The organism is Pseudoalteromonas sp. MQS005 (assembly GCF_001661605.1).
Classification (GTDB): Bacteria; Pseudomonadota; Gammaproteobacteria; order Enterobacterales; family Alteromonadaceae; genus Pseudoalteromonas; species Pseudoalteromonas tetraodonis.
Window position 1 is genome coordinate 13,323 of record NZ_LYRQ01000014.1, and the last position, 17,942, is coordinate 31,264.

General features: G+C 38.4%; 20 protein-coding genes. 12 read left to right on the top strand and 8 right to left on the bottom strand.

The genetic code is table 11. The features are described from left to right. Positions 1-6: 6 nt before the first annotated feature. Entirely contained in the window at positions 7-393 is a 387-nt protein-coding gene (locus tag A9479_RS06900) for an OsmC family protein (protein WP_016899710.1), read from the top strand. 54 nt (positions 394-447) lie between these two features. On the opposite strand, the gene ykgO is transcribed toward A9479_RS06900, so the two are convergent. Together ykgO and A9479_RS06910 are read right to left on the bottom strand one after the other, a co-directional pair. Then, positions 448-582: a type B 50S ribosomal protein L36 gene (ykgO, locus tag A9479_RS06905; RefSeq protein ID WP_004586489.1), complete on the bottom strand. Its 135-nt coding sequence runs from the start codon at positions 580-582 to the stop codon at positions 448-450. Then, complete coding sequence (locus A9479_RS06910) at positions 579-845, bottom strand: type B 50S ribosomal protein L31 (RefSeq protein WP_013463205.1); 267 nt, start codon at positions 843-845, stop codon at positions 579-581. Before A9479_RS06910 ends, ykgO begins: the two co-directional genes overlap by 4 nt. A 252-nt stretch (positions 846-1,097) precedes the next feature. Here A9479_RS06910 and A9479_RS06915 point away from each other — a divergent pair, with 252 nt between their 5' ends. The 3 genes from A9479_RS06915 to A9479_RS06925 all read left to right on the top strand — a co-directional run bounded on the left by A9479_RS06915 (position 1,098) and on the right by A9479_RS06925 (position 3,367). Then, positions 1,098-1,367, top strand: coding sequence for a hypothetical protein (locus A9479_RS06915; protein ID WP_013463206.1), 270 nt, complete (start codon positions 1,098-1,100; stop codon positions 1,365-1,367). Positions 1,368-1,644: 277 nt separating this feature from the next. Then, a complete protein-coding gene (locus A9479_RS06920) occupies positions 1,645-2,451 on the top strand; it encodes an alpha/beta fold hydrolase (protein WP_013463207.1) in 807 nt (268 codons plus the stop codon). Between the two features lie 4 nt (positions 2,452-2,455). After that, a complete protein-coding gene (locus tag A9479_RS06925) occupies positions 2,456-3,367 on the top strand; it encodes a diguanylate cyclase (protein ID WP_064663012.1) in 912 nt (303 codons plus the stop codon). A 231-nt stretch (positions 3,368-3,598) separates the two neighbouring features. On the opposite strand, the gene A9479_RS06930 is transcribed toward A9479_RS06925, so the two are convergent. Together A9479_RS06930 and A9479_RS06935 are read right to left on the bottom strand one after the other, a co-directional pair. After that, a complete protein-coding gene (locus tag A9479_RS06930) occupies positions 3,599-4,639 on the bottom strand; it encodes a metal-dependent hydrolase (protein WP_064663013.1) in 1,041 nt (346 codons plus the stop codon). A 112-nt stretch (positions 4,640-4,751) separates the two neighbouring features. Beyond that, positions 4,752-5,639 (bottom strand): LysR family transcriptional regulator, encoded by an 888-nt coding sequence (locus tag A9479_RS06935; protein ID WP_064663040.1) that lies wholly within the window; start codon positions 5,637-5,639, stop codon positions 4,752-4,754. A gap of 115 nt (positions 5,640-5,754) precedes the next feature. Here A9479_RS06935 and A9479_RS06940 point away from each other — a divergent pair, with 115 nt between their 5' ends. The 6 genes from A9479_RS06940 to A9479_RS06970 all read left to right on the top strand — a co-directional run bounded on the left by A9479_RS06940 (position 5,755) and on the right by A9479_RS06970 (position 10,497). After that, entirely contained in the window at positions 5,755-6,927 is a 1,173-nt protein-coding gene (locus tag A9479_RS06940; RefSeq protein WP_197487243.1) for an MFS transporter, read from the top strand. Between the two features lie 147 nt (positions 6,928-7,074). Beyond that, complete coding sequence (gene dkgB, locus A9479_RS06945; protein ID WP_013463211.1) at positions 7,075-7,890, top strand: 2,5-didehydrogluconate reductase DkgB; 816 nt, start codon at positions 7,075-7,077, stop codon at positions 7,888-7,890. 66 nt (positions 7,891-7,956) lie between these two features. Further along, complete coding sequence (locus A9479_RS06950; protein ID WP_064663015.1) at positions 7,957-8,244, top strand: putative quinol monooxygenase; 288 nt, start codon at positions 7,957-7,959, stop codon at positions 8,242-8,244. Between the two features lie 799 nt (positions 8,245-9,043). Continuing rightward, entirely contained in the window at positions 9,044-9,397 is a 354-nt protein-coding gene (locus A9479_RS06960; RefSeq protein WP_064663016.1) for a hypothetical protein, read from the top strand. A gap of 120 nt (positions 9,398-9,517) precedes the next feature. Further along, positions 9,518-10,099: a class I SAM-dependent methyltransferase gene (locus A9479_RS06965; RefSeq protein WP_082918303.1), complete on the top strand. Its 582-nt coding sequence runs from the start codon at positions 9,518-9,520 to the stop codon at positions 10,097-10,099. Positions 10,100-10,182: 83 nt separating this feature from the next. Next, positions 10,183-10,497, top strand: coding sequence for a hypothetical protein (locus A9479_RS06970; RefSeq protein WP_231893550.1), 315 nt, complete (start codon positions 10,183-10,185; stop codon positions 10,495-10,497). Between the two features lie 137 nt (positions 10,498-10,634). Here A9479_RS06970 and A9479_RS06975 read toward each other — a convergent pair whose 3' ends face one another. Beyond that, on the bottom strand, positions 10,635-11,288 hold the full coding sequence (locus A9479_RS06975) for a DUF6058 family natural product biosynthesis protein (RefSeq protein ID WP_008115283.1): 654 nt from the start codon (positions 11,286-11,288) through the stop codon (positions 10,635-10,637). 172 nt (positions 11,289-11,460) lie between these two features. On the opposite strand from A9479_RS06975, the gene dapA reads away from it, so the two are divergent. Continuing rightward, positions 11,461-12,378 carry a 4-hydroxy-tetrahydrodipicolinate synthase gene (gene dapA, locus A9479_RS06980; RefSeq protein ID WP_064663018.1) on the top strand — a complete coding sequence of 306 codons (918 nt, stop codon included), beginning with the start codon at positions 11,461-11,463 and terminating at the stop codon, positions 12,376-12,378. A 72-nt stretch (positions 12,379-12,450) separates the two neighbouring features. On the opposite strand, the gene A9479_RS06985 is transcribed toward dapA, so the two are convergent. Beyond that, positions 12,451-14,268 (bottom strand): DUF4105 domain-containing protein, encoded by a 1,818-nt coding sequence (locus A9479_RS06985; RefSeq protein WP_064663019.1) that lies wholly within the window; start codon positions 14,266-14,268, stop codon positions 12,451-12,453. A gap of 39 nt (positions 14,269-14,307) precedes the next feature. Beyond that, positions 14,308-14,775, bottom strand: coding sequence for a DUF3015 family protein (locus A9479_RS06990; protein ID WP_008115277.1), 468 nt, complete (start codon positions 14,773-14,775; stop codon positions 14,308-14,310). 317 nt (positions 14,776-15,092) lie between these two features. On the opposite strand from A9479_RS06990, the gene A9479_RS06995 reads away from it, so the two are divergent. Continuing rightward, positions 15,093-16,394 (top strand): DEAD/DEAH box helicase, encoded by a 1,302-nt coding sequence (locus tag A9479_RS06995; RefSeq protein ID WP_064663041.1) that lies wholly within the window; start codon positions 15,093-15,095, stop codon positions 16,392-16,394. A 29-nt stretch (positions 16,395-16,423) separates the two neighbouring features. Here the strand turns inward: A9479_RS06995 and A9479_RS07000 are convergent, their stop codons facing one another. Then, positions 16,424-17,929 (bottom strand): amidase family protein, encoded by a 1,506-nt coding sequence (locus A9479_RS07000; protein ID WP_064663020.1) that lies wholly within the window; start codon positions 17,927-17,929, stop codon positions 16,424-16,426. Positions 17,930-17,942: the final 13 nt, after the last annotated feature.

Sequence of the window (17,942 nt, forward strand, 5' to 3'; positions counted from 1 at the left end):
TTAGCAATGGAAATTTCAGTTTCAATGTTAGACGGTCAAAAGTTGAGTGCTAAGTTTGGTGAGCATGAAGTAATAAGCGATCAAAGCATCAATGCCGGTGGTGGGGCAGAGCACCCAGAACCATTTGACTATTTTTTGGTTAGCATGGTTTTGTGCGCTGGTTTTTATGCGCGTAAATTTTGTCAGCAAAGAGAGATCTCAACCGACGGCATGACGCTGACACAAAATAACGAGAATGTAGATGAAAACGGTAAAAAACGTTTTTCTATTGAAATTGGGTTGCCTGAAGGTTTCCCCGATAAATATAAAAAAGCACTTATTGCTGCTGTAAATACATGTACCGTGAAAAAGGTTATTCAGGCAGTGCCTGAGTTTTCTGTTGAAGTAAAGTAAATACCCTTTAACAATAATGCCGAGTAATAAACTCGGCATTATTATTTTATCCCACTATTTTTTCTTCATACCCTGTACGGCCTTAAATCTAGGATTATCTTTACATATCACGAACACGCGCCCTTTACGCTTTACAATTTGACAACCAGGTCGTTGCTTTGCGCTTTTTAATGAACTTAATACTTTCATTTGCTTTCCTTTTTAGCCGAAGATAAGTTTTTAAAACGACGATTAAATTGCGCAACGCGGCCATCAGATGCGAGCGTTTTTTGTTTGCCTGTATAAAATGGGTGTGAGTCAGATGAAACATCAATAGGCACATAGGGATATGTATTACCGTCTATTTCGATAGTGCGGTCGGTTTTGATGGTTGAACCTATAATGAAATATGAATCGGCTGCAGTATCATGAAAAGCAACCACATGGTAATCAGGGTGAATATTTGGTTTCATTAAACGCCTTTAATGTTATGTGATAGTATATCATTTAATTTAGCGCATTTAATTTCCCTTTGCAAATCATTTTAAATAGCTAGAACTTTGGTTAAATAGTCTTTGATGCACCGTAATTGCTGCGTATTTGCACAATCTAGTCAAAAAATAAGCACTTAGATCAAAAGTACTGGCTATTAGTATTTAGACTGCTATAACTAGTTTCAGCAAAAAAAATAATAAAAATTTAAACACGTAGAATAGAGGTAGTTTATGAGTGACGCTCAAACGAAACAGGACCAAATCGACCAAGGAGTTATGGACACTCTTAGGGAGCGCGATCATAGTGTATTGGCAAAACAAGTTGACTCACTCGCATGTTCTCATAACGATATCATTGAATTGCTTGCTCATTATTTAGCATTAAGCGAACAAGAAGATGATGAGTTATTTGATGACTGGTTTGACTCTCTTTCAAAAGAACAACACACCGTGCTAAAAGTATTTGAAGTATATCGCGGACAGTATGAGCACCAAAACTAACTGTTTGTATTAGACATATTAATTAGTCATTATGCTAACACTGGCTATATGATTGTAATTTAATGTTAAAAAGGCATTGTTTTTATAGATAAGCAAAATAATTAATTACACTTATTCAATACAATAGTATGTACTTTGCCCCTTGATTATTTTTCAACTAACTAATTGATGTTTAAAGCTTTATAATAAGTTAAACTACATTTTATGTTAAAATAGTAGTTTCGGCTCGTAGTTGAACTACCATTAATAAGTTGAAATAAGAAAGGGATAATTCAGCATGCAACATTTAAATGAAATACTCAGCAGAAACAACGTCAAAATAATTGGCAAGGGTGATAAAACCTTAGTGTTGGCTCACGGATTTGGTTGCGACCAAAACATGTGGCGATTTATTATTCCTGCCCTTGAACAACATTTTACTTTAGTGCTGTTTGATTATGTAGGCTCAGGTAACTCTGATGTGTCTAAATATAATAAACAGCGCTACTCAACCCTTGATGGGTATGCCAAAGACGTACTAGAAATATGTGCCGCACTTGAACTTACCGATATTACATTTATAGGCCACTCGGTTAGTGGCACCATTGGCGCACTTGCTGCCATTGAGCAACCAGAGCTATTTTCTAAGCTGGTTATGGTGTGCCCCTCACCGTGCTTTTTAAATTTACCCCCTGATTATTTTGGTGGATTTGAAAAACAAGACCTTCACGAATTACTAAACCTAATGGATAAAAATTACATTGGTTGGGCAAATTATTTAGCGCCTCTAGTAATGGGCAACTCTCATCCAGATGAATTTATAGCGGAACTATCGGGAAGTTTTTGCTCAACCGATCCCCTTATTGCAAAAACCTTTGCAGAAGCCACGTTTTTATCCGACTACCGTTTTATACTTGAACATATAAAACAGCCTACTTTAATTTTACAAAGTGAAAATGATGCTTTAGCCGCGCCTTCTGTTGGGGAGTTTGTAGCGAATGAAATTTCAAATGCAACACTTAAGGTTATTAGTGCGCATGGCCACTGTATTCATATGACGCACCCAGAAACAGTCAGCCGTTTAATTTTTGATTTTGTGAGTTAGCCACATGTCACTTGATAAAGTAGATGAAAAGCTTGCTGATTATTCCGCAGATCACTTTTTAAATGGTGCATTAGTGACAAATGCAGATAACATTATTGTTTATGCAAATACTTATTTTCAAAAGGAATTACAGTGGAATTGTAATGAGCTTATTGGCAAGTCGGTTGATAAAATTATAACTAAATCATCAAAAATATTTTTACAAAGTTATGTGCTTCCTACCTTACTGCATGAAAAAGCGTGTCAAGAAATGCAGTTAATTATGCTCAGCGCCCAAGGCGAGCGTATGGCGGTTACCGTTAATGCTCAGCTTGATGAAAAGGGCTATATATACTGGAGCTTTTTTAACGCGACTCAGCGAGATAAGCTTTACGACGAGCTGATTAAAACACGGGAAAAGTTAGAAGCGCAAACTGAACGCTTACAATCTTTAGCGTCTACCGATGAGTTAACCAACTTATTAAATAGAAGAGAGATGAATTACCGCAGCGTGCTGTTACTCGAACAGGCAATGCGATCAAAGCAGTCGGTTGCATTATTAATTATCGATATTGATAATTTTAAAGTTGTTAATGATACCTTTGGGCATTTAGAAGGGGATCGGGTTTTAAAAGAGTTGGGGCAACGTCTTAAACATTTTGGTCGACAAACCGATCTTATTTCTCGTTATGGCGGTGAAGAGTTTTTAATTATGCTGCCAGATACAAATAAAGCAGATACTTTGTTATTTTGCCAAAGGCTGCATTTATTAATTGCTGAAATTAAAGTAGGTAATCGCCCAGTAACTGCCAGTATTGGGGCAAGTTTAAGTAGTGCGAAAGCGACGTTTACCGATTTATTTACCCAAGCTGATAATGCGGTATATAAAGCCAAAGAGCGCGGAAAGAACAGAACCCAGCTATACGACGAACCCTAACTAAATAGGGGTAAACTCAACAAGGTATTTAGTTGAGTTTACCCAAAAGACGGCAGCTACAGTTGGATTTATACCAAACTGCTTGGATATGGGATCTATTTTAACGATAAGAAAATCGCTCTATAACTAGGCGAAATTTTTGATATCTAGTTGTTCTAAATGAAAAAATTTTAACATCGTTATAGGGTGATTTAATTCGTTAAATTGTTCAAATATTTATGCAGGTTGGTATTATTGCTCTACACAATTATTTTTTGCTAATGGCGATGCCAATACGGTATCGGGGTGCCAAATTCTATCCCATATTTTAGGTAGGTTGTTTAAGTTGGGTCTTTGACTTATTTTTTCAAAATTACCGACACTGATTGCTGAGCCATCTTTCTGACCGACAACAAAATTAAACACATAAGCACACTCCATGCCCATGCGTAAATCAGAGAGAATAACTTTGTCTTGCTGCTCGCGAACGGAATAAAACCCTTTTGTAAACCACTTCAAGCGTTTAACACCCCATTCATTTTTAATCTCGTTTAGTAAAGAAGGGGTTGTTTGGTATGCATTTAAGGTAACCTCGTTGGGTGTATCAAACACCGATGCATAGCCTTCATAATATTTCCCATCCGACATCACAACCACCCGCCAAAGTAAAGTAGTAAACGGTGCTGGAGTGCTAATGTATTCATTGACTGTGATGTCTCTGTTTTGCAGCGCAGTGTTGACTTTATCGTCAATAACAACTTTAAGAATAAGCGAACAACATAAATAGAGAGTACTTACTGTGAGCGTAATTGCGTTAATTTTGTAGGCGGTTGGGGCGGTTATTTTTGGTATTAAAGTGCCTATAACCCCTACTAATAGCGGTAACGTGTAGAGGGGATCAATAATAAACATATTTGAAATTGCAAACGGATGCTCTGTAAGTGGCCACATTAATTGCGTACCGTACACAGTAAGTGCATCCAATAGTGCATGGGTTGATAAACACAAAAACACTAACCAAAACCAACGTGTTTTATACGCTTGCATGCCAGTGTGTATTTTTAAAATTAGCCAAACAATCAAAGGGCTAATTAACAAGTGCACAAAAAATGAATGGCTAAAGCCACGGTGATAAGTAAATGCTTCAACACTGCCGCCATAGGGTAAAAACACATCTAAATCGGGTAAAGTGCCCAAAATAGCGCCCCATAACACCGCTTTGCGGCCCACTTTGTTACCTAATACTGCGTACCCTACAGCGCTACCTAACGCAACTTGTGTTAAAGAATCCATACTACCTCATCTAAATAATGCAACTTCAATGTATATACTGATACTGATCTTAAAACCGTCATTATTATATTTTATTTCATTAAGTGGCTTTTAAACTGATTTAAAAAGCGATTTATAAACTCAATCGCGGTTGTATAAAATCTAAAAAAGCAACGATACGTGAAGAAACCGCCCCATTTTTGTAATAAACGCCATAAATAGACTCTCGGTTATTAGGGGTTTTTATACTCTGGGGTAACACCTCTACTAATCGTTTAGAAGCCAAATCTTCGGCAATCATAAATTGTGAGAGTAGTGCTATACCTTGATCAGCAATACATAAATGCCTAATGGTTTCGCCGCTGCTAGCTCTTAAATCAAAGTGCAGTGATAACTCATGTTTTAAAGGCCATTGATTGAGTTTGTTGGGCTCACTGAAGCCAATTAGATTATGGTTTTTAAGATCTGAAACCTGCTGTAACGGTGGCGCATTATTTAAATAACCTGCGCTTGCGACCAATTTCAATTTACTTTGGCCTAATTTACGCGCATGAAGGTTTGAATCTTTTAAGTCACCAATGCGGATAGCTAAATCTGTTTTGCGCTCAAGTAAATCAATAATATTGTCATGTGAGGTAATATCGAGGGTGATTTGTGGGTACTGCTTTTTAAACTCATTAACTAGAGGTGCTAGTTGATGTAAAACAAATGGGCTTGCTGCATCTATACGCAAATGCCCTTTTGGAGCTTGCTTAAGTAGGTTAATTGTTTCTTCGGCGCAAAGCAGCGTGTTTAAAGCCTTTCGCGCATATTCTATGTATATATGCCCTTCCTCGGTAAGTTCTAAGCGGCGTGTTGTTCTATTTAGTAATGTGCAGTTTAGCCTGCTTTCAAGACGAGATAGTGCTCTTGAAACCTTAGCTACATTTAAATCAAGTAAACTAGCCGCACCGGAAAAACTGCCACAATCAACAATGGTAATAAACATTTCTAGATCTTCAGTTTTAGCTTGAACAGGCATAAATTGACTCATTTATATTTGCAAAATAAACAAAAGTATTTTGCCATTTATGCCATTTATTGCAAAGGCATTTTTACTCACACTGTACATCTATTTTAAAAATGAGGATGTAACTATGCCATTGGCTTTATGGGCGCTTACCTTAAGCGCATTTGCAATTGGAACAACAGAGTTTGTTATAGTGGGTTTAGTGCCAACTATTGCAAACGATTTAGGCGTGAGCTTACCATCAGCAGGCTTACTAGTGAGCTTATATGCGGTTGGTGTAGCTATTGGCGCACCGGTTCTCACTGCATTAACGGGTCGCTGGAACCGAAAAGTGGTACTTATAAGTCTTATGGGCTTATTTGTTATGGGTAACTTATTAGCTTGGCAAGCCCCTAGCTACGAAACGTTAATAATAGCACGCATTTTAACTGGACTTGCTCACGGTGTATTTTTCTCTATTGGCTCAATGATAGCGACAAGCTTAGTAAGTAAACATAAAGAGGCTAGCGCCATTGCAATTATGTTTACCGGCCTTACGGTAGCGCTAGTAACGGGTGTGCCATTAGGTACTTGGATAGGGCAGCACTTTGGTTGGCGCGCTACATTTTTAGTGGTGTCATCACTTGGTATTATCGCTTTAATTGGAAGTGCTGTATTAGTACCTAAAAATTTAAAGCAATCAGTACCGGCAACCTTTAAAGAGCAACTTCAAGTTGTTACTAAACCTAGATTACTGCTTGTGTATTTAATGACAATTTTAGGCTATGGCGGCACGTTTACTGCGTTTACTTACTTGGCCCCCATTTTAGAGCAGCAGACTGGATTTGCATCTTCAACAATTGGCATAATTATGCTGGTATATGGTGTCTCAGTGGCTGTTGGTAATATATGGGGTGGAAAATTAGCTGACAAGCGAGGCCCGATCAGTGCGCTGAGCATTATTTTTAGTGCACTTACTGTAATTCTACTGATATTTACTTTTACCATGGAGTCAAAGGTTGCTGCCGTATTAACCATATTAGTTTGGGGGGCATTTGCATTTGGTAATGTACCTGGTTTGCAGCTTTATGTTGTTAAGCAAGCTCAGCAAGATACTCCTAACGCAGTCGATGTTGCATCTGGATTAAATATAGCAGCATTTAACATTGGCATAGCATTGGGTTCTATTACGGGGGGCCTTGTAGTAGAGCACATGGAACTAAAAGATACCGCATGGATTGGCGCCGTTGTTTCATTGCTGGCTTTAATAGTCACCCGGTACAGTGGCAGGCTAGATAAACAAAATGTTCAGGCTAAATAAAGCGAAACTTATGTAGGTTAGTCTTGAAATAAAAATGAATGACCTCAGTATTTTCATGAGGTCGAAATTTTAAATCAAAAAGTAATCGGTGTATTTAGTAAACGCGACGTTTGAATTTTAAACCAATTATTTAATAAGGATAAAGCTATGACACAACGTGTAATTGAAATGCCAGACTTAGGTATGGGTACTTTTCGTTTAGAAGGTAAAACTGCTTATGAATCTGTAAAAATGGCGTTAGAAGTAGGATTTCGTCATATTGATACCGCGCAAATTTATGGTAACGAAGAGCAAGTTGGCCAAGCCATTAAAGACAGTAATATTCCCAGAGATGAGTTATTTATTACTACCAAAGTATGGAACAATAAACTCAATAAAAACGACTTTATCGCAAGTGTAGAAAAATCATTAGAAAAGTTACAAGTTGACTCGGTTGATTTATTGCTAGTTCACTGGCCTGCACCATCAAACAATGAGCCTATGAGCGAATACCTGACTGAGCTACTAAAAGCTAAAAAGTTAGGGTTAACCAAACATATAGGTGTATCAAACTTCACTATTGCGAACTTAAAAGAAGCGATGCAAACGTTAGACTCGCGTGAAATATTTACTAACCAAGTAGAAGTGCATCCCTATTTAACCAATACCAAACTGCGCGCCTTTTGTGCTCAACATGACATACATGTAACAGCCTATATGCCGTTTGTGGTTGGTAAAGTGTTAAACGATCAAACCATCATAGATATTGCCAATAAACACGATGCAACGCCAGCGCAAGTGGTTATTGCATGGGAAAATGCGAACGGCATGACCACAATTCCATCATCGACCAAGCGTAAAAACTTAGAAGATAACTTTAACGACAAGGTAAAACTTGATGATGAAGATATAGCGCGAATTGATGGCCTTGATTGCAACGACCGCCAAGCAACGCCTGACTTTGCACCACAGTGGGATCAATAACCAAAAAGCCAGAACCAAAACAGGTGCAGTTGAGCTGCACCTTTATTTTTGAAACAAGGAACACCCATGTTAACGGTAATTGCTACACTATCGAGTGAAAATAGGGATGCAGAGCGTCTATTGACCGAGCTCGAAAACTTACAACAGTCTTCGCGCCAAGAAGTAGGCTGCCTGCGTTACGAACTATCAGTTAAAAACGATGCTGAGCAAACTAGCTATTTAGTGAGTGAGCAATGGGCGTCTAATGAGCATTTTGAAGCCCATAAAAACGCGCCCCACTTTAAAGCGTTTGGTGATGCAGTAGGTGAATTTATCACCTCTATTAATATTGATGTGTATAAAACCATTGGTTAAATGACACTGAGTTAATAGCAAAGCAGGAGCTGTAACTTACAGCTCTGTTATAAATATCATTTCCAAATACCGCTCAAATATCATCCTTTTCAGCTACCTCTTAAACCCAAAGCTGTTTCAGAATACAAACAATTTCATAATAGCCATCTTTAATAAGAAATACTGTTTGCATTGGTAGCAGTGGTTTGTCTGATATTACTGAGCACACCCTTTTTGGTGTAGCTTTGCACTACCATAAACAGGCCTGAAGCTAACTACTTGTTTACATATATTTTTTGGTGGTTAATATAAATACAAAAGGAATGTATGGACATTTGACGGTTTATAAAACGACAATTTAGCTAGATTAGATTGTTGAGTTTTTTGACTCTATTGTAATCAACTAAAAGGAATTAAAAATGGCAAGTTCACTCTATGATAAATACGACCATCTTACTGATGATGAGAAGTCTTATATCAAAACACATCCTCATCATGTAACTGCGATTATGAAGTCCCGTGATATAGCGTACTCATAGACTACCAAGCGTTTTGGGCATAATGGACGAAATGATAAAAGTGATGCCTTTAGACATTGCTTTTGGTCAGCGACTCTATCACGAGATATCGGTTATAAGAATGCTTTAGAATTCACTAATGCTCATGAAAGTAGCCCTTTAAATATAGCTGAAGAGAAGACTATGGATCTTCATAATAATAGTGTCGGTCTGAGGATTGGTATTTCAAACTCAGATAATACTAAATTATCCAAAATGTGTAATGATGCGTTGAACGCTGGAAAATTAAAAGTGATTAAAAAATGAAATACATCTTAATAGCTTTTTCTTTGGTTCTCTTTGCATGCTCTGAACCAACAAAGGATTCCAGTTTACTTGAAATATCATTCAATCAGGCTATGTGGCAAAATAACATATCGAATCGAAGGGCAATGTTAAACGACTTTTTAGCTAAATATGATGTACAAAAGCAAAATCGTTCTAGTATTAAAAAGCTCCTAGGTGAGCCAGATGGCTATTACTTATATGACGAGTTTCCCGCATATAGGCTTAAAGAAAAAGGAGATTGCGTTGTTGCTTTTCCAATTGATAGAAAAACTGGAAAAGTAAAAAGAGCTCTGATTGAGCCAGAAAATTGCCTAATACAAGGTAATTAGCCAAGCACTTAAACATTAAAGGTATAATTGGCTCGAGATCTGTTAGTTTAGGCTGACTTTATTTTGCGCTTAACTCAGCGTTAGGCGTTTAGTCGAAATATTTACTTTTTGGAGAGAATATTGAGTAACGAATGGGATGAGTATGCTCAAAACTGGGATGTAGATCCTAGTGTTGAACAGTATGCAAAAAATGCATTTTCAGAGCTCTTAGATAGCATTAATATTAATGGTCTAACCGTTCTAGATTTTGGCTGTGGTACAGGCGCCTTGACTCAGCTAATGAGTCCATCGGTTGAAAGTATCGTAGCGATAGATCCATCTTCTGAAATGATAAAGCTATTGGATAAAAAGGCACTAAATAATGTAACGTCTATTTGTGATTACCTATCTAGTGAATTGCTTAAAAACTCTCCTGAGCTAGAAAATAAATTTGATCTAATAGTCGCATCGTCTGTTTGCGGTTTTCTGCCTGATTATGAAATGACATTAAGTTTATTAAAATCTTTATTAAAAAAAGACGGTCTGTTTGTTCAATGGGATTGGCTTTCTAAGGATGATTCATCGGGTATGGGGTTGTCAGAGAAAAGAGTTAAACAAGCATTTGCGGCAAGTGGCTTTGTAAGCATTAAAGTGAATAGTCCTTTTATAATGAATAGTTCAAAAGGAAATATGCCTGTTTTAATGGCTATTGGTAAAAAATGATTAATAAGGCAATAAGCTCAAACAAAGACGGATTAATTGATGTCGCTTTATTCAATATTTGAGCGCTATTAGCCTAGTAAAAAATGATAATTATCTCGAAATTTCTAAATAAGACTGAAAAAGTAGAGTATTACTTTGCAATCATGCCAGACAATATGGAACGCCCGTTTATTTTTGGAGCTCAAAGTGCTGTTCCTAAGCTGCCTTCAATTGCTCAGTGGGGGGCATCTTCAAGATTTGGACTTGATAGTCTTGATACCATTGAAGGAAAGTTATGGAAAGATTGGCGCTTTTCTTTAGAAATGCTTGGTGCCTCATGGGTAATACCAATTATTGAAGAGTCAGTAATAAAAGATGATGTATCTCATGCGGTTAATGAAATCATATCTAAATCGTAAATCTGCAATTAACAAGGCGTAGTTGTCGGACTGTTTGTCTCGTTGCACTAAAAATAAGCCGCAAAGCACAGTGTTGGCATTGTTTAATAAAACCAACAATCCATACATAGCTAAACTCCTCAGCCAAACACGACCCTTTACTTAATCGATAAATCGTATTTTAAAATAAGAGCATCAATATAGCGGCTACGTAATGTGAGTTGCTTTTCGTGATCGGCGCCATGGCTAAGGGCTTTATTTAGAAGCTTCATGGCAGGGTGAATACGGGTGCGCTCATCTTTATCTAAACTGGCTTTGCTGCGCAGTTCGGTTATATCGTCTACTAATAATCTGCCAATATCCACAGCCACAATTTCATCGATTAAGCCATTTTGGGTGAGCACGCCATATTTGCTGCATAAAAATTGTTGCCATACTTGCTGTAAATGTTCTTCTATTTCACAGCCAAACAATTCTTCGTTAAATATAAAGCCTTGCTGTGCAAGCTTTGCCAAACATTGGGTATAGTGCTGGGCAAACAGATTAAAAGCTTGGTTAGATGATTCAATTTTTTGTTTAACTAATCCTTGCCCCCAATTTACACAACCTCGGGGATAATAATCGTCGTATTCTTCACATTCATATAACCCTGAATAAGAGCTGCAGCTCATTTGATTTTTAATGCAATAACTGGGTTTAGGGAAAATGCTCTGTGCTTGCCAATTTTCAAGAGTTTCAGTGTCTATGTTGAGTGCTTGGCATAACTCATCAGTGTGATAAAAGTGAGTGCTTAAATAGTCAGATAAACGCATAGTGGCTCGCTTAATAGTAAAAAACAAAATACTGTTTATTTATACAGTTGTTTATTTTGTATCATCAAACTCAATAACACAAGCCATTTTATAATTAAATACTGGCTATCACTGCAAATAGCGCGGTAAATATGGTACAAATAGGGCAAGTATTAATAACAATGATTTTTTTATGCGCACCCTAGAACAAATTAAACAAGCAAGCCTTATTACTGCAATTAAAACACCTTACTTAGCCAATGGTGAGATCGATCTTGCAAAGTATGATGAACTCGTTGAAATACAAATTGCAGCGGGTGTTGACGGTATTGTCGTTGGTGGCACAACCGGTGAAGGCCAGTTAATGAACTGGGAAGAGCATTTAATGCTAATTGCGCACAGTGCCAACAAATTTGGCGATAAATTACTAATTATAGGTAACACCGGTAGTAACAATACGCGCGAAGCAATTAAAGCAACAAAATATGGTTTTGCCAGCGGCATGCATGCCTCATTGCAAATTAACCCTTACTACGGGCGCACATCAATTGCCGGTGTTAAAGAGCACTTTAAACGTGTGCTTGATATTGGTCCGGCGTTTATTTACAACGTAGCAGGGCGCACAGGGCAAGACCTCACCCCTGATATTATTGAACCACTGGCCCAGCATGAGCACTTTATTGGTGTTAAAGAATGTGGTGGCAATGAGCGTATAGCGCACTATGAACGACAGGGTATTGCGTGTTGGTCTGGTAATGATGACGAAGCACACGATGCACGCCATACTCATAAAGCACATGGCGTTATTTCAGTTACGTCTAACCTGATCCCGGGTTTGTTCCGTCAATTAATGGATAGCAAAAATGATGCGCTAAATAATTCATTACAACCATTAATGAACTGGCTGTTTTGCGAGCCAAACCCAATTGCCATTAACACCGCGATGATCATGACAGGCGCGGTTAACCCAGTGTTTAGAATGCCTTATGTGCCGCTTAGCGATGAGCAACAGCAACAAGGTGAAACCCTAATTAATCAGCTTAATGAGCAAGATTTTGTCGGTAGTCGAGCGCAGTGTGTGGATATTAGTAAGGTTTTGATTTTATCTTAAACTGTTAGACTATTTATTAAATACTAAATTTTCAAAGCAGCCTACTGTAAACACAGAGGCTGCCTTTTTATATCACTGCCAATAGTAGTTGAGTTTAAGCTGCCACATAGCTGAATTAGCGTGAGTGACCGCTAATCTAATATCAATATCTTGGCTTAAAGGCACTGCCATTTCTAGTTTGGTTTGCGCAGGGTTTTTGGCATTTAAGAATGACTTTTCGTAGGATGCTTTAAGTTTAATACTTGAGTCAGTACCAGTAATAACCCCCACTTCTACCGACGAATCATAAAAGTGGCTGTTTTTAGCTAAATCACCTAAATAACCATTAATTAAGCTATAGGCTAAGGTGTTGTTGCTAAATTGCCAAGCTTGTCCGGCTCCCCCCATAACAAAGCTGTGTTTACAGGTTCTGCACAGTGCTGGTTGTCTGTCGAATCCAACATTAATTTTCCACGACCACTTAGATTCATTAGCCCAAGATAATTGGTTTGGATTGAATGACTCCAAATCTAATAAATGAACTTTGTTTATGTAAGTTTCGCCATCAGTAAACATCAGCTCGGTATCTAACATTTCTAAATTAGAAAATGGAATGCGGGCAATATCAGAGGCAAGGGTATCAAAATAACTCAACCTAAAACCCAAAGTGTACTGTGTTTGCTCAGCCGTGTGCACCGCAGAAACTGAGCTATTAGAGGGCTTTTGCCCTTTATGTGGTGGCTGTTGGGTAAATTGAAATTTTACTTTGTTTTCGCCCATTGGCAGCTTTAAGCGCGCTTTAATAAGTGCATTTTTTAACTCACTTATTTTTACTGGGGTTTGCTTTTGAATTTGTTTTACTTGTACGAGTTCAAATAAAGCCCCAATAATGGCTTTTTGAGACTGTACTGGCAAAGCTAAAAAAGATTTGCTTTTAAGTACTGCTGATTCAGCAAAGATTTGTTTAGCAAAGCTGAGCTCTTTTTCACTTAAAGATTGAACGTGCTTGGCAAATACAGTGTCGCGCGAGGGGGTAAATGTGATCTTTTTAACCGCCGATTGGCCTTGGTAAGTGGCCGTGTTTAATCTTGAAAAAATAGTGGCTGGTATTACCCAAGGAGCGCCTTCGCTGGTTAGTTGATCGCCAATAACAAGTTCAATAATTTGCGCAAGATGAAATGCACAGTTTTCATCGGCAAAGTAATAATCAAATTCAGTGCCTAAAATTTCCCATAAGTGATTAGCAATAAAAACCACATCGCGCTTGTTTAGATTGAGGGTATATTCCCATAAATCTCTTAATTCTATTTCACCATAGTTGTGCTGGTGGCGATAAAACAATTGATCTGAAAAACCGGCTTTATAACCACCAAACAAGCCCTTGAGAATATACACCAAGCCGTTTTCATTATCTGGAACGTGTGCGCCATAGTTAATACTGTAATCTAATAATTTGTTTTTTGATTCGGTCGAGCGATTAAGTTTAAGTAATAAATGACCATATAACGATGCGGGATTACTCATATAACCAGATGCAAATACTAAACTAACAGAGTGAATTGCTTGTTGCTCTCGCCATTGCTTTAATTTTGGGCACTCTGCAGCTGGCATTGAAAAGGTTAAATCTTGCTCTTTGAGCCATTGGTAACGAGCAGGGTAGCGACATGGCATTGAGGGCAGGTTATTAAAAGCATGGATTGTTGCTTTTAATTCGGCAGCCGGATCAGTACGTCCGTTATCTGCAATAAAAAATGATGCGTTAGTAATATAACTGATGGTAGCTGGTTGGTTTTTGTAATGCCCAAACTTCAACCATATTGGGTGTTTGGCTAAAACAGAGATAGATTGCGTGGCAGAGCTTGAGAAAGAGATGAATAAAAAAGCACTAATTAAATAAAATAGAGGTTTCATTGTTTAACCAAAAAAAAGGGCTGTTAAGCCCTTTAATTATTAGATTGCAGCGCATTGAGATGAAAAGTTAGTTGTAATTTTACCTTCAACTAATTCATAAAATGCTTGTGCATTGTCTATTGGCGCGTTTGCGTAATCGTTACGTACCGAAGTGATAATTTGTTGATGTGCAGTTACATCACAACCACGTACGTTAAGCATTGCAGCGATATACTCGCCTTCACCCTGTGCTATTTCTTGTTCTAATACAGGAAAAGTTTGTTGAATAAACTGCGCTGTTTTTACGTTAGCGCCTTCACAACTTTCTACTGAAGAGATGTTAGAAGACACTGCAGTTGTGCCTAAATCCCAAATAATATTAGAAATTGCTGCAGCAACGCCATTATCTGGGAAAACCATCGCGCCGATACCACATTGTTGCCATGGGTTGATGCCACTTTTTGCTTGTGACGGCATTGAAACAAACGCGCTTACTAATACCGCAGCAGTTAAACATCTTTTTATCATTATTAATTTCCTTTAATTTATATTCACCCAACAAAATGGGCGGGAAAGTGTACCTGCTTTTTTTATTTAAATGCAAATGGTTATGTAACACAATGTAAAAGAACGGTGTAAAGTTTATAAAATCGCAATAAAGAAGTGAATAAGCGAGGATTAATATTGCGAGTTAAAATCATTTAGCTAACTCAAACAGCGTCTAATAATAGCTAATTACCCCGCATTTTATAAATTAGTGGTTTCTGGTGTTTAAAACTAACTGTTTAAGCAATTTTACTGTATAATTTGCGACCCTTGATAATGTGGCCGCAGGTTATACAGCAATGAATTTTAAATCTTTTAGTTTTGCCCCTGAACTTATTCAGGCGTTAGACGAACTTAATTACCACACCCTTACGCCCATTCAGCGCGCAGCTATTCCGGCTGTTCGTAAAGGTAAAGACGTTTTAGCGAGTGCTCAAACCGGCACAGGTAAAACCGCTGCCTTTGCACTCCCTATTATCCAAAAGTTATTTGAGTCAGATAGCAGTACTACGAATGCGCCAAGCGCCTTAGTCCTTGCACCTACGCGTGAGCTTGCAGAGCAAATAGCGAATAACTTTAAAGACTTTGCTAAGTACACTTCGCTAAAAGTAGTGAGTTTATTTGGTGGTGTTAATACTGCAGGACAAGAAATTGCACTCAAAGAAGGTGTGGATATTGTAGTAGCAACACCAGGGCGTTTACTTGATCATATTCGTTTAGGTAACTTAAGCCTTGCCCAAGTAAAACACTTAGTACTTGATGAAGCTGACCGTATGCTCGATATGGGCTTTATTAATGACATGCAAAGCGTGATAAAAAGCTGTGCTGATGAGCGTCAAATCTTATTGTTTTCAGCAACTTTCCCAGCAGCAATTAAACAATTTGCCTCTAAAGTGCTAAAGCAACCTGAAATTGTGCGTGTTGATCAAACTAACAGCACCGCAAGCACAGTACAACACGTGGTTTACCCAGTAGAAGAGCGCCGTAAGCAAGAGTTGCTTTCTGAGCTAATTGGTAAGAAAAACTGGCAGCAAGTGCTGGTGTTTGTAAACATGAAAGAAACCGCAGATGAGCTAGTCACTGAGCTTAACCTAGACGGTATCCCAGCGGCAGTGTGTCATGGTGATAAATCGCAGGGTAACCGTCGTCGTGCGTTACGTGAATTCAAAGAAGGCAAAGTACGCGTTTTAGTTGCAACAGAAGTTGCAGCACGTGGTATTGATATTGACGGTTTACCGCGCGTTATTAATATTGATTTACCTTGGCTTGCTGAAGATTACGTACACCGTATTGGCCGTACAGGTCGTGCTGGTAACCAAGGACAAGCAATTTCGTTTATTAGCCGCGAAGAAGAAAACATGTTGTTTGAAATTGAAACCTTAATTGGTCAAAAAATTAAACGTGTTTACTTAGAAGGTTACGAAGTAAGTAATCGTGAAGTACTGATTGATAAAATTGGTAAAAAGCCAGCGCATTTACGCCGTACCCGTGCTAATAAGCCATCAGGCCAAGCTACCGGTGAAGCGAGAGCGAAGAACCGTTCGCGTATTTCTAATGTACGTAAAAGCTTAAAAGGCGAAAAGCTGTCACTTAAAAAGTAAGACAGCTAAGCCATTAAAAAAGCCTGAGTTTACTCAGGTTTTTTTATGCCTAATACATTATCGATAATTGCAGCGTACGCATAAGCAGCCGCTTCAGCGTTTTGATTAGCAATAACCGACAACCCAACCGGTAAGTGGCTTACTTTACCTACTGGCAGAGTGATATGGGTTGTTCCTGCAATAGCAGGCAATGAACTACTACTGCCTTTAAAGTTATCACCGTTAATTAAATCGGTTTTCCAGGCGGGCGAAACGGTGGGTGCAATCACAATATCGAGCTTATTATTGCGGTATAAATTGCTAATAGCGCGGTTTGCTAGTGCGCGATAACGCGCCTTGGTTTTTTGATATTGTTGTTTCTCACTCAAATCAACCGCGTTGGCTTGCTGTAAAATATCTTGCTCAAAGTAGAGCATTTCTTGCTGTTTATTTGCGGTATTGAATGCGATTAAATCGTCTAAGCTTTTTACCGTTACTTGCGTTGGTGTTTGGCTTAAATAGTGATTAATTTCGGCTTTAAAGTCGTAAAGCAAGATGGCGTATTCATCAACGTAAAGTGTGCTTAAATCATCTTTTACTTCAACATTGACAACGGTATGACCTGCGTCTTTTAATGCTTGTAGCTGTTTAGCGTAAAGTTTTTGTGTTTCCACAGTAAACTTACTGGCAGGTAAAGCGCCTATTTTCAGTGACGGCTTAGGCACTATACTATCAAGCTTTCTATTTACGTTGAGTGTTGATACATCATTAGGGTCTTCCCCTTGAATGACGGACAATACCGCGAGTGCATCTATTAAAGAATGTGCCATGGGGCCTACCGAATCTTGGCTACTAGAAAGTGGCACCACGCCTGCGCGTGAAACTTGTCCCATACTGGGTTTTATGGCGTACACCCCATTAACAGATGCAGGGCAGGTAATTGAGCCGTCTGTTTCTGTGCCCAGCGCAATAGGTGCAAAATTTAAAGCAACCGCGACAGCAGAGCCCGAGCTTGAACCACACGGATTACGCGTTACATCATGGGCGTTATGGGTTTGTCCGCCAATGGCACTCCAGCCAGATGACGAATACGATGAGCGAAAATTAGCCCATTCACTTAAGTTCGCTTTGCCTAAAATAATCGCCCCTGCTTGGCGTAATTGTTTAACCACAAAGGCATTGTTATTAGTAACGTTATTTTTAAGTGCTAATGAGCCCGCTGTAGTGGGTAATGTACCTGTTGTTTCAATGTTATCTTTTAGTAATACCGCAATACCATGTAAAGGGCCTGCCCATTTTCCGGCTTTAAATAGTGCATCGAGTTGTTTGGCTTGTTCAATTGCAGTGGGCTCAATACTAATTACCGCATTATATTTAGGATTGAGCGCGTTTATTCTGTCGATATAAGTGCGGGTAAGCTGTTCAGCTGTAGTGCTATTATTTTTATAGGCACTGTGAATGTCACTAATGGTTTTAAGCTCTGTATTGTTAGCCGCTGCGTGTAAGTTAGTTATTGTACAAACACATAAGGTTAAAAGTAGCCGTTTTATAATCATTGTTATTATCTAT